Origin of the sequence: Leisingera sp. ANG-S5 (assembly GCF_000813925.1) — a bacterium.
Lineage (GTDB): Bacteria > Pseudomonadota > Alphaproteobacteria > Rhodobacterales > Rhodobacteraceae > Leisingera.
In genome coordinates, this window is sequence record NZ_JWLH01000017.1 from 1 (window position 1) to 11,396 (window position 11,396).

Genomic DNA, 11,396 nt, shown 5'->3' on the forward strand with positions numbered 1-11,396 from the left:
GGCGCCCCCGCCGCCCCTGCCCCGCCGCCTGATGTGCAGCCATGGCAGCGCGACAGGCCCGCACAATCCCCTTTCTCCTCGCCCGACATCACCGACCCGGCGCCGCATGGCCGCAGCATGGCGCGGATCCAGTTGGCGGCGGGTACGGAATTCCGCCCAATTCTGCACTGAACGGTTGCGGCTCCGGGGCAAATTCGCCATCACGGTCGCATGACACCTCAGATCCGCGCTCTTTCCGTTCACCTGCTCACCGCAACCGGCGCCGTATTTGCCATGCTGTCGATGCTGGCCGCCGCCGAAGGCAAATGGAGCCTGATGTTTCTGTGGCTCGTGGTAGCCTTTGCCGTTGATGGAATCGACGGGCCGCTGGCGCGGCACTATCACGTCAAGCGCTACTCGCCGGAATTCGACGGGGTGCTGCTGGACCTGATCATCGACTACCTGACCTATGTCTTCATTCCCGCCTTTGCCTTGTTCCAATCCGGGCTGATGGCCGGCTGGACCGGCTGGTTCGCGATCATCGTAATCACCTTTGGCAGCGCGATGTATTACGCCGACACCAGGATGAAGACCAAGGACAATTCCTTTTCCGGCTATCCCGGCGTGTGGAACATGCCGGTGCTGGTGATCTTTGCGCTGGAACCCAGCCATTGGACCAGTCTGGTGCTGGTGACGCTGCTGTCGGTGGCGATGTTCCTGCCGCTGAAGTTCATCCATCCGGTGCGCACGGTGCGCTGGCGCAAGGTGTCGCTGCCGATGGCGCTGGCCTGGACCTTCTTTGCGGGCTGGGCCGCCTGGGTCGACTTCCACCCGGCCAGCTGGGCGCATTGGGGGCTGGTGGTGACCTCGGTCTACCTGCTGTTTGTCGGCATCGCACAGCAGATCGTGCCGGAACGGCAGCGCACGTCCTCAAGGGCTTGAAAACCGCTCTGCCACTTGAAGGGGCACCGCCCCTCTGCGCCCTGCGGGCGCATTCACCCCGGGGTATTTTCAACCAGAAAGAAGCAGCCGCCGCGGCTGTCATAAAGACGCCTCGGCCGTAAAGATCAAATCAGCAGGCTGGCGGCGCCTTCGTGTTTCAGCAGAGCCACCTTGGTCTCCACCCCGCCTTTGCCGGAAAACCCGCCAAGGCCGCTGGCGCCCAGCACCCGGTGGCAGGGGATGATCACCGGGATCGGATTGCCGCCGCAGGCATTTCCGACCGGCTGCGGCGGTGCCCCCAGCTGTTTGGCAATATCGCCATAGGTGCGGGTTTCGCCAAAGGGAATCGCCAGCATTGCATCACAGACGGCGCGCTGAAAATCAGACCCGTCCACCTGCAGCGGCAAGTCGAACACCGTCAGCTCCCCCGCAAAATAGGCGCGCAATTGGTCCAGCGCCCGGGTCAGCAGCGCTGACTGCCCGCTGGCCTCCGCCGTCCAGTCCAGCCGCACGATGGCGCCGTCCCGCTCTGCCACGCTGAGCGGCCCGACGGGCGTCTCAAGACTTGCTGAAATCATCCTTTTCCTCCGGCCTGCTCCCGGCTGCATTCTCTGGTGCCATTGCGCGGTCCGCAAGCCCGGACATCGGTCCCCGGCTGCCGCGTTAACGTTTTGTTAACCAGTGCTAACGGTTTACCGCCAGATTGCATCAAATTCGACTAAAGTGAGTTTCAAGAAGAGAGCTAAAGGTCAGTCAGATGATTTCAGCAGTTTCCAGCCCCGCCGGTTTCTACAACGGCATGAAGCAGATCCAGGCCTTGCGCCAGCAGGCACCGGCTTCGGGAACCACTGCACGGGAACTGGCTGATGCGTCTTTGATCAAAGGCATGACGCGCACTCCAGCGCGGGATGCCGTGCAGGCCGGCAGCCCTGCTGACGCCCTGACCGCCCAGTATCTCGGCCCAGCCCGGGAAATGGCGCGGGCCGAGGCGCTGGAACCGCGCCCGGCGAAAGGCATCGACATGGATGCCTACTATCAGGATCTGATGAATGGCTGCCAGGCAGGCCCAAAGCCGGTCAGTGTGCTGACCGCGGAGGCGAACTATGCCAAGGTTCAGCGCATCATTGGCTGACCGGCCAAACCTAGGCCCGCCTGCCTGCAAGGGCACATACCACGCCGCCTGAATGTGTTTACCTGCCGTTAAGCCTGTTGTGTTAAAACTGGTTAAAGAACGGTTCAGTGCCTCTGCGAAGGACCCTCTGTGATGTTTATACCAGTTTCGGGACGTATAGATCCCATCAGGCCAAACCGCGGTTTTCTGACCGCCCGCCCGGTTGTCCGCTCCGATGACCCGGACAAGAGCGAAACCGCCGACAACACGCCGCGCGGTCAGGACGAGCATCCGCAGGATGCGCCGCATCCGGAAAACAGCGAGTTTTTCTGGGACGCCGCGGGACGCGAAACCGCTGCACCCGGAGATGAGCTGTTTCACGAAAACGCTGTGCTGGCAGAGCATCTGCTGATGCAGCGCGCCTGGCCGGCAGACCGGATCCCGCCCGGCGGGGCCCAGGCAGCCTATCAGGGCTATCAGGAGGCCAGGACGCTGACGGCCTGACCTCTCCGTCTTATTGCAGCTGTGCCCAGAACAGCTCCAGGTGCCGCGACATGATCTCTTCGAACCGGCCGCTGTCCCGCAGCTTCTGCAGTCCTGCGTTGATCCGGTAGAGATGGGTGGTGCCGCGCCAGTGGCGCTTGGAAATCACCACATGCAGGCCTTCTTCCGACAGCGGTTTTTCCAGCGGCACCACAGTGTCGCGCAGGTCCTCTGCCACGATGGTATTGGCACCCAGGAACAGGTTCACCGCCGCCGCGTCCACCTGCCCCTCTGCCACCATGCGGAAACAGTCGGCCGGGGTATCCGGTTGCACCAGGGTGATCTTTTCGCTGTCCAGCCAGCGCCGGTCCGCGCGGTTCAGGTCATGGGTGAAATAGCCCGCCGGGCGGCACAGGGTCTTGCCCTCGACATCGCTGTCGTCCTCATATTCAAAACCGCCGCCGGCCCGCACGAACAGCATGATGGGCATGGTCATGACAGGTTCGGAGAAATGGAAATTCGCGCAGCGCTCATTGCCAGGCTCTGCCGCGCAGTCGGGCTTGAGCCACGGAAATCCCATGTCGAACTCTTTCTTGTCCAGCATCGGGAACAGGTGCTTGGACCAGTCGTCCTCCCAGCTGACCGAATAGCTGACCGGTGCTGGTGCCAGCTCAAGTGCTGCGTTGATCAGCTCTGTCACCATACCCTGCCCCGGCAGGCTGCGGTCGGTGAACGGGCCGTAGCCGCTGCCGGTCAGCAGCGTCAGCTCTGCCTTCTCCTGCCTGAGCGGCGTGGCATCCGGCGCGGTGGCGCCGGTGAGGCAGGGGATGAAAAGCTTGCGGCCCGGCAGCACCGTGGCACCCGCCAGCAGTTTCTGGTTGCGGTAGTAAACCATGGTCCAGCGGTTGCGGTCGCCGTAATGGGTCTCTGCGATGGAGAACAGCGTATCGCCGGGCTGCGCCACATAGTCCACGTCGCAGATCGCCCAGGCCGCAGCGGGTGCCATGGTGAACAGGGCGGCCAGCTGCAGGAGGCGTGAAAAAAGCCGTTTCATTCAGGCATCCCCCCTCAGAACCCGGCCCAGATCCGGGCCATGTGGTCTTCGACGATGGCCTGGTAGCTGCCGTCTTCCTGGATCGAACGCAGGCCCTTGTTAATCATTGCCAGCATTTCACCCGCGCGCGGATGGGTCTTGTGCACCACCACATAGATGCCCAGCACCGACAGCGGCTGCGGCAGAACCGTGAACTGGTCGGCAATGCCCGCCTCCTTCATCACGCTGCGGCCGGTGAATTCGTTGATCGCCACCGCGTCCGCCTCGCCCGCGGCCACCATGTCAAAACAGTCCTTCACCTTGTGCGGCTGTTTCAGGGTGATCTTCTTGTCGGCAATCCAGCGGCGGCCGCGCTCATCCAGATCAAAGGTCAGGTAACCCGCGGGGCGGCACAGGGTCTTGCCCTCGATGTCACTGTCGCTGGTGAACACAAACGGCCGGTCCTTATGCGCAAACAGCAGCATCAGGGTTTCGAACATCGGCTCGGAGAAGTGGAAATGCTGACAGCGGTAGCTGTCGGGCATGGTTTCGCAGTCAGGCTTGTACCAGGGGAAGCCCAGGTCCAGCAGCGCATTGGACAGCAGCGGGTCGAAGTGCGAGGACCAATCGTTGACCCAGTGGATCGCATAGCCCTCAGCCGGGGCGGCCTGGGTCATTGCAGCATTCACCACTTCGGTGATCAGGCCGCCGTTGTGCGAGGCCTTGGAGGTGAAGGGTGCATAGTCGTCGCCGGTCAGCAGGTTGATTTTCTGGCGTACAGCCGCGTTGCCCGGCGCCACCTTGACCGGCACTGCAACAGCAGGCGCGGCAGCGGTGATGTCCTTGCCGCCCGGCAAGCCCAGAGGCAGCCCTTCGAGGCAGGCGAGAGACAATTTCATGCCAACCCGGATCGCGCCAGGTTTAGGGCCGATCTGGTCGATGTTGCGGTTGTGGATGGCGCTCCATTTGCCTGCGTCCTTGTAAAGCTTGTCGGCAATCACCGACAGGCTGTCACCGGATTGCACGGTATAGATGCCGCCGCAGGTTTCGGCAGCAGCAGACGTGGCAAAGAGGCCGGACAGCCCGATGGCGGCGGCAGCGAAAAAGGTCTTCATGATCCCCCCGGAAGTGTGCAGCACCTGATCCGCAGAAATGGCGGGTGGCGCCCATTGTATTGATTTCTTGTTGATTGAGGTCCGCGGGCAGTGCGGCTGCCCGCGCGGCAGCGCCATTCTGGCGCCGCAGCTGACGGGTCTTAGTTTCCGACGAACAGCGCCAGCAGCGTTGCGGTATCCACCCGCCCATCGGCGCCGATCAGGCTGGCCGGGACGGAGATTTCCTGACGCTCATAGGCGCCGTTCACCAGCTGGTCGATATAGGCCGCGGACTGGCCCTGCGCGGCAGCGGTCAACACCATCTTGTAGAGCGCCGAGCCCTCTGCAGGCGCAGCAGGCGCAGCCTGGACTGAAGCGGCGGGCAGAGCCTGCTTACTGCGCAGCGCTGCCAGCGTGCCTTCGGTGATCCGGGCGACCAGCGCGTCCTCGCCGCTGGCGGCAGTGCCCTCGAGCCCTGCCGCTGCTGCGGCACCAGCCGGGACCGCTTCCACGTTCTGCTCCACCGGCACTGCCACGGCCTGAACAGCCTCTGCAGCATCGCTGCCGCCGAACTGAAAATAGAGCAGCATCGCAGCCGCCACCGCAAGGCCGGCCGCCGCCAGACCCAGCTTGGGCAGCGCCGAGGGGCCTTCAGCCGCCACAGGCGCGAACTGCTTCGGTTCGGGAGCGGCTTTCGGCTCCGGCTTCGCGGGTTTTAAGCTTTTTGCCGGCTGGCCTGGCTTGGCGGCCTTGACCGCGCTGGCGGCGGCGCTGGAAGCGGGCTTTGCCTTGACGGGCTCAGGGTGTGCCGCCACAAGCCCGATCTTGATATTCTTCGGCGCTGACACCCCGTCAATCCGCACTGCCTTGCCGCGCGCTTCACCTGGCTCAGCCGCCGGTTGCGCGTCCGCTTTCAGCTTCAGCATAGAAAACTGTCCCCCTGCCCCATGCCACTTATTGAAATGACGTTTTAAATCTACATGGAATTAACGAATTCTTAACCAATTGTAGAAAACCGGTCAACATCTAGAGGAATCCGATCCTGCAGGACACAAGGCATTTCCCGGAAAAAGTGTGAAAAATGCCATAACATCATCGCAAAAAGGACAACGCCCGGCGCGTGGCCGGGCGTTGCGTGCAATTCAGAGGTGAGGAGCGGCTTACCCCAGCGCGCTGTCGCAGCGGCCGCAGACGCCCTCATGCCCGTGGCTGCCGACATCCGGCAGGATCTTCCAGCAGCGCTGGCACTTGCCGCCGTCGGCCTTTTCAAACACCACCGACACGCCGTCCACTTCCGGCATCCGGAAGGCTTCGGCGGGGGCCGGGTCATTGGTCAGCGCGATGTCCGAGGTGATGCAGATATCAGCGAAATTCACCGATTTCAGCGCCGCCAGCGCCTCACCGTCGCGCACATGCACCACCGGAGCGGCCTCCAGCGAGGCACCGATCACCTTGTCGGTGCGCTGCACCTCCAGCGCCGCGGTCACCACCCGGCGGGCCTGGCGGATCTTGGACCATTTGGCGGCCAGCGGCTCATTTAGCCAGTCGGCGGGCGTCACCGGGATATCCTGCAAATGCACGGAGCTGCCCTCACCCGGGTACTTCTCCAGCCAGACCTCTTCCATGGTAAAGACCAGGATCGGCGCCAGCCAGGTGGTCAGGCGGTGGAACAGGATATCCAGCACGGTGCGGGCTGCACGGGCGTTCAGGGTGTCGCCATCGCAATAAAGCGCATCCTTGCGGATATCGAAGTAGAAGGCTGACAGGTCGACAGTGGCAAAGTTGAAGACCGCCGAGAACACGCCCTGGAAGTCGAACGACTGGTAGCCGGTGCGCACCCTGTGATCCAGTTCGGCCAGACGGTGCAGCACCCACTGCTCCAGCTCCGGCATGTCCGCAGGCTCAACCCGCTGATCCTCGCTGAAGTCGCCCAAAGAACCCAGCAGGAAGCGCATGGTGTTGCGCAGGCGGCGGTAGCTGTCGGCTGTGCCTTTCAGGATTTCAGGGCCGATCCGCTGGTCCGCGGTGTAGTCGGTCTGGGCCACCCACAGGCGCAGGATATCGGCGCCGTATTGTTTGACGACCTCTTCCGGCACGATGGTGTTGCCGAGCGACTTGGACATTTTCATGCCCTTCTCGTCCAGCGTGAAGCCATGGGTCACCACGTTGCGGTAAGGCGCCCGGCCCTTGGTGCCGCAGGCCTGCAGCAGCGAGGAGTGGAACCAGCCGCGGTGCTGGTCGGTGCCTTCCATGTAGACGTCGGCGATGCCGTCCTCGGTGCCGTCTTCGCGGTCGCGCAGCACAAAGGCATGGGTCGAGCCGCTGTCGAACCACACGTCCAGCACGTCGAATACCTGATCGTAGTCATCCGGGTCCACGGAGTTACCCAGCACCCGCGCTTTGAAACCATCCTGGTACCAGACGTCGGCGCCGTGCTCTTCAAACTCTGCGACGATGCGCTTGTTCACGTCTTCGTTGCGTAAGAGGAAGTCCGCATCGGTCGGCAGCGCGCCCTTCTTGGTAAAGCACGTCAGCGGCACGCCCCAGGCGCGCTGGCGCGACAGAACCCAGTCGGGGCGACTTTCGATCATCGAATGCAGGCGGTTGCGGCCGGTCTGCGGCCACCATTTCACCAGTTCGTCGATCGAGCGCAGGGCACGTTCGCGGATGCTGCTGCCCATCTCATCCATGCCGTCGTCCAGCTTGCGGTCGACGGAGGCGAACCACTGCGGCGTGTTGCGGTAGATGATCGGCGCCTTGGAGCGCCAGGAATGCGGGTAGCTGTGCTTGATCTTGCCGCGCGCCAGCAGGCCGCCAACCTCAACCAGCTTGTCGATGATCTTCTTGTTGGCATCGCCCTCGCCGCCCTTACGGTTCAGGATATAGGTGCCGCCAAAGAACGGCAGGTCGGCCCGGAAGCCGCCGTCGTCCATCACGTTGTAGGTGATCATCTGCTCCAGCATGTTCAGATCACGGTAGAGTTCGAATTCCTCCATGCCGTGGCTGGGGGCGCAGTGGACAAAGCCGGTGCCTTCGGTGTCAGTCACGAAAGGCGCCGCGCGGAAGTCGCGGATGCCGTCCCATTCGCCGTTCGAGCCTTCGGCACCGTGCAGCGGGTGGGTCAGGCCGACGCCTTCGAGATCGGAGGCAGGAACATCGGCGACCCGGGTGTACTGGTCCTCGCTCAGGCGCGCGCGCTTGAACACCTCAGCCGCCAGATTGTCGGCCAGGATATACTTGTCACCCACGGCGGCCCAGCATTCATCCGGGGTGCCGGTGACCTCATAGAGGCCGTAGGCAATGTCTTTGCCGAAAACCACGGCCTTGTTCGACGGGATGGTCCAGGGGGTGGTGGTCCAGATCACCACCTGGGCGCCGGCCAGCTTGTGAGCTGCAGGTTCGGCAACCTTGAACTTCACCCAGATGGTGAAGCTTTCCTTGTCGTGATACTCCACCTCGGCCTCAGCCAGGGCGGTCTTTTCGACCGGCGACCACATCACCGGCTTGGAGCCCTGATAGAGCGTGCCATTCATCAGGAACTTCATGAACTCGTCAGCGATAACCGCCTCGGCGTGGTAGTTCATGGTGAGGTACGGATCATCCCAATTGCCGGTGATGCCCAGACGCTTGAACTCCTCGCGCTGGATCTCGACCCAGCTGTCGGCAAAGGCGCGGCATTCCTGGCGGAATTCCACAACCGGCACCGCATCCTTGTTCTTGCCCTTCTTGCGGTACTGCTCCTCGATCTTCCATTCGATCGGCAGGCCATGGCAGTCCCAGCCCGGCACGTAACGGCTGTCAAAGCCCATCATCTGATGGGAGCGGACGATCATGTCCTTGATGGTCTTGTTCAGCGCGTGGCCGATGTGCAGGTGGCCGTTGGCGTAGGGCGGGCCGTCATGCAGGGTAAAGGGCTTGCGTTCCGCGTCGCCGCCCTTGACCGCGGCGGCCTTGTCGCGGAGTTTGTCGTAGACGCCGATCTCGGCCCAGCGCTCCAGCCAGGCGGGCTCGCGCTTGGGCAGGCCTGCGCGCATCGGGAAATCGGTTTTCGGCAGGTTCAGGGTGTCTTTGTAGTCAGGCGTCTGGGGCGTGTCGGCGCACATCGGGGGCGTCCTTTGGATGATCAAGGTCGAAAATTGGGATATTCGGTTCGGCGCGATGGCTCAAGCGCCTTTGCCCGGCGGCTCAAGGGTTTCAGAGCGCCGGGGATATAATTCGAATAATGATGGCCGCGAATAGGGACATGAAGCGCCTTATAGGACGGGCGCGCGGGAGGGTAAAGCGGCAGATGTGCCGCATCACGCGAAGGGCAGCGCCCGCCCCGATGGGGCGGGAGGGGCTGCCCCGGCCTGCGGCCATGCAATAAGTAAGAGCTAGCGCACCAGCCAGACGCCCAGATCCGGGCGTGCGAGCATCAGCCAGAGGATTATCAGCACCGCGGCAAAGGCTGGAATGCCGCAGGCAAACCAGATGGCAAACAGGCGATGGTATCGCGCGGGCAGCGCCTCTCCCGCCTCTGCCGCCGCCCGCGCCAGGTCGCGCAGCCGCAGCTGGATCCAGACCACCGGCAGCCAGAACAGTCCGGTCAGCACATAAAGCCCCAGCGACAGCGCCAGCCAGCCGGCGCTCAGCGGCCAGCCCAGCCGCCAGGCCAACAGAGCGCCTGTGACGGGCTGCGCAATTACGGCCGTGGCGGTGAACAGCAGGTCCGCCACCACCACGATACTGGCGGTGTGGGCAATCAGCGCCGCGTCCCGTGTCCGGTGCGCCATCAGCATGAAGAAAGCGATACCTGCCCCGGTGCCCAGCAGCACACAGGCACCGATCACATGCAGCCAGCGCAAGATCAGATCGAGGTCCATCTCAGCGCTCCTGAAGCAGCTGATGGGTGATCAGCGCCAGCAGCAGTCCCGGCAGCACCTTGACCAGCGGCCCCAGCGGATCCGCCCACATCTGCGGCGTGACCGCCGTGGCCGCACCCAGGTAAATCAGCGAGACCCCCGCCATGCCAAGACAGGCGCGCGCGGCCCAGGGCCGCCACAGGATGGCCAGCCCCAGCGCAATGTCGGCAAATGACCAGAACAGAACACTGGCTTTGGCCGGCAGGCCGCCCCAGCGCGTATCCATCAGCACCTTCGCCGCAGTATCCAGCTGCCACAGGCCGATCAGCCCCGAGGCCAGCCAGAACAGGCTCAGCACAGCGACCGCAACCGGCATCAGCAGGGCCATTCGCGCATCCAGCCGCTGGGCACGCCCGGAAGGCAGCGATTGATAGATCGCATTCAGCGGAACCACCCCCTGCCCCATGGCGGCCAGGTACGGGTCAGGATCGCCGCGTACGCCGCTCCGGATTTCGGCCATTGCGGTGGAGCGCAGCGGCGAACGCCAGCCCAGCCGCCCCAATGCGTCAGCACATCCCGCCACCGGCGGCAGCAGCCAGCCCGGCAGGCGCAGCAGCCTGCGCGCCGGAGCAAACCCCAGCCACGCCCGGGTTTCTGCCAGCACCTCCGCCAGCATCTGCGGTTGATCCTCCACCAGATCATAGGTGCCATGCGGCAGATCACCGCGCAGCGCAGCAGCAACCGCCGCGGCCAGATCGGCCATGCCGATGCAATGCACCGGCGCATCCGGCAGCGCCACGGGCTGCACCAAGGGCACCGCCGCCAGCATCCGCAGCAGACCCGTGCCGCCATAGGCGTTTTGCCCGATCACCAGCCCCGGCTTCAGGACCCGCAGCGGTGCGCCAGAGGCCCGCAAGGCGGCATCCCCGCGCCCCTTGCTGCGCATGAACTCTGTCCCGGCATCCGGGCCGGCGCCTGCCGCAGAAATCTGCGCCACCGCGATACCCCGCGCCGCACAGGCCGCGCCCAGGGCTGCGATGGCCGTGTGATGCACGGCCTCCAGCTCACCCGGCGCCATATCTTGCAGAACCCCTGCGCAGTTGACCACGGCGTCCACGTCCTGCAGCAGCGGCGCCCAATCCTCAGGCCGCAAAAGCTGCAGCAAGTCGCCCTGCACAAACGAAACGCCGGGCAGCACCCGTGCCGCCTGCGCGGAACTGCGGCCCAGGCCGGTCACATGCATTCCAGCGGCCCGCAGGGCACGCACCACCTCAGCCCCGATAAACCCGTAGGCGCCCAGAACCAGTACCCGCTTTGTGTTCTCCGCCATCAATGAAGGCCTTTTTGACAAATCTCCGCTCACCATAGCGGCGGCAGCCGCAGGCGCCAGCGCAGCCGCAAGCTGGAACCGCGGCAGATGCGCCTTTGCCCTTCCGCTCGGCTTGGCTTCCACTTATCTACAGGCCAAAGCAGGCCGGAGCAGACAATGACCGACACCGAAACACAGAACCCGCTGGCACGGTTCGAGATCACCGCAGAGGAGATTTCCCGCGTGGTCGCGGTGTTCTACATGCAGGTTCGTGCGGACGACGTGCTGGGGCCGGTGTTTGCCGCCCATGTCACCGACTGGCCGGAACATGAGGAGAAGATTGCGGGCTTCTGGCGCAATGCGATCCTGCGCGAGCGCAGTTACAGCGGCAATCCGATGCGGGTGCATGTCTCACGTCCCGACGTGAAGGCAGAGCATTTCCCGCTTTGGCTTGGGCTGTTCCACCAAGTGCTGCGGGCGGAGCTGCCAGAGCGTACCGCGCTTCAATGGGGCGCCTTGGCCGACCGCATCGGCGAGGGCTTCCGCACTGGCGTGGTGGCCATGCGCCAACCCAAGAACCAGCCGCCTAAACTGTTCTGACAGC

The 11,396-nt window shown here is 63.9% G+C and carries 11 protein-coding genes; 4 read left to right on the top strand and 7 right to left on the bottom strand.

The features are described 5' to 3' along the window. Positions 1-210 precede the first annotated feature (210 nt). Positions 211-921 (top strand): CDP-alcohol phosphatidyltransferase family protein, encoded by a 711-nt coding sequence (locus RA25_RS19385; RefSeq protein ID WP_019298114.1) that lies wholly within the window; start codon positions 211-213, stop codon positions 919-921. Positions 922-1,046: 125 nt separating this feature from the next. Here the strand turns inward: RA25_RS19385 and RA25_RS19390 are convergent, their stop codons facing one another. Then, positions 1,047-1,499: a methylated-DNA--[protein]-cysteine S-methyltransferase gene (locus RA25_RS19390; protein WP_039174553.1), complete on the bottom strand. Its 453-nt coding sequence runs from the start codon at positions 1,497-1,499 to the stop codon at positions 1,047-1,049. Between the two features lie 179 nt (positions 1,500-1,678). On the opposite strand from RA25_RS19390, the gene RA25_RS19395 reads away from it, so the two are divergent. Both RA25_RS19395 and RA25_RS19400 read left to right on the top strand, forming a co-directional pair. Next, complete coding sequence (locus RA25_RS19395) at positions 1,679-2,053, top strand: hypothetical protein (protein ID WP_039174555.1); 375 nt, start codon at positions 1,679-1,681, stop codon at positions 2,051-2,053. A 132-nt stretch (positions 2,054-2,185) separates the two neighbouring features. Then, positions 2,186-2,536, top strand: a complete 351-nt coding sequence (locus tag RA25_RS19400) for a hypothetical protein (RefSeq protein ID WP_039174556.1) — start codon at positions 2,186-2,188, stop codon at positions 2,534-2,536. 10 nt (positions 2,537-2,546) lie between these two features. Here the strand turns inward: RA25_RS19400 and RA25_RS19405 are convergent, their stop codons facing one another. From RA25_RS19405 to RA25_RS19430, 6 genes are all read right to left on the bottom strand, one after another. Then, complete coding sequence (locus RA25_RS19405; RefSeq protein WP_019298118.1) at positions 2,547-3,569, bottom strand: transporter substrate-binding domain-containing protein; 1,023 nt, start codon at positions 3,567-3,569, stop codon at positions 2,547-2,549. Between the two features lie 14 nt (positions 3,570-3,583). Further along, positions 3,584-4,663 (bottom strand): transporter substrate-binding domain-containing protein, encoded by a 1,080-nt coding sequence (locus tag RA25_RS19410; RefSeq protein WP_039174581.1) that lies wholly within the window; start codon positions 4,661-4,663, stop codon positions 3,584-3,586. A 140-nt stretch (positions 4,664-4,803) separates the two neighbouring features. After that, on the bottom strand, positions 4,804-5,568 hold the full coding sequence (locus tag RA25_RS19415) for a hypothetical protein (RefSeq protein ID WP_039174557.1): 765 nt from the start codon (positions 5,566-5,568) through the stop codon (positions 4,804-4,806). A gap of 234 nt (positions 5,569-5,802) precedes the next feature. Beyond that, positions 5,803-8,745 carry an isoleucine--tRNA ligase gene (ileS, locus tag RA25_RS19420; protein WP_039174558.1) on the bottom strand — a complete coding sequence of 981 codons (2,943 nt, stop codon included), beginning with the start codon at positions 8,743-8,745 and terminating at the stop codon, positions 5,803-5,805. Positions 8,746-9,015: 270 nt separating this feature from the next. Continuing rightward, the gene (locus RA25_RS19425; protein WP_039174559.1) at positions 9,016-9,504 is read right to left on the bottom strand and encodes a DUF2269 family protein; all 489 of its coding nucleotides are present in this window, start codon (positions 9,502-9,504) and stop codon (positions 9,016-9,018) included. A 1-nt stretch (position 9,505) separates the two neighbouring features. Beyond that, positions 9,506-10,813 carry an SDR family oxidoreductase gene (locus RA25_RS19430; RefSeq protein WP_039174560.1) on the bottom strand — a complete coding sequence of 436 codons (1,308 nt, stop codon included), beginning with the start codon at positions 10,811-10,813 and terminating at the stop codon, positions 9,506-9,508. Positions 10,814-10,969: 156 nt separating this feature from the next. Between RA25_RS19430 and RA25_RS19435 the strand changes: the two genes are divergently transcribed. Continuing rightward, on the top strand, positions 10,970-11,392 hold the full coding sequence (locus RA25_RS19435; protein WP_019298122.1) for a group III truncated hemoglobin: 423 nt from the start codon (positions 10,970-10,972) through the stop codon (positions 11,390-11,392). Positions 11,393-11,396: the final 4 nt, after the last annotated feature.

Coding starts and splice junctions, on each gene's coding strand:
- RA25_RS19415 (WP_039174557.1), bottom strand. CDS start 5,568: ATGCTGAAGCTGAAAGCGGACGCGCAACCGGCGGCTGAGCCAGGTGAA.
- RA25_RS19425 (WP_039174559.1), bottom strand. CDS start 9,504: ATGGACCTCGATCTGATCTTGCGCTGGCTGCATGTGATCGGTGCCTGT.
- RA25_RS19405 (WP_019298118.1), bottom strand. CDS start 3,569: ATGAAACGGCTTTTTTCACGCCTCCTGCAGCTGGCCGCCCTGTTCACC.
- RA25_RS19395 (WP_039174555.1), top strand. CDS start 1,679: ATGATTTCAGCAGTTTCCAGCCCCGCCGGTTTCTACAACGGCATGAAG.
- RA25_RS19385 (WP_019298114.1), top strand. CDS start 211: ATGACACCTCAGATCCGCGCTCTTTCCGTTCACCTGCTCACCGCAACC.
- RA25_RS19390 (WP_039174553.1), bottom strand. CDS start 1,499: ATGATTTCAGCAAGTCTTGAGACGCCCGTCGGGCCGCTCAGCGTGGCA.
- RA25_RS19430 (WP_039174560.1), bottom strand. CDS start 10,813: ATGGCGGAGAACACAAAGCGGGTACTGGTTCTGGGCGCCTACGGGTTT.
- RA25_RS19435 (WP_019298122.1), top strand. CDS start 10,970: ATGACCGACACCGAAACACAGAACCCGCTGGCACGGTTCGAGATCACC.
- RA25_RS19410 (WP_039174581.1), bottom strand. CDS start 4,663: ATGAAGACCTTTTTCGCTGCCGCCGCCATCGGGCTGTCCGGCCTCTTT.
- RA25_RS19400 (WP_039174556.1), top strand. CDS start 2,186: ATGTTTATACCAGTTTCGGGACGTATAGATCCCATCAGGCCAAACCGC.
- ileS (WP_039174558.1), bottom strand. CDS start 8,745: ATGTGCGCCGACACGCCCCAGACGCCTGACTACAAAGACACCCTGAAC.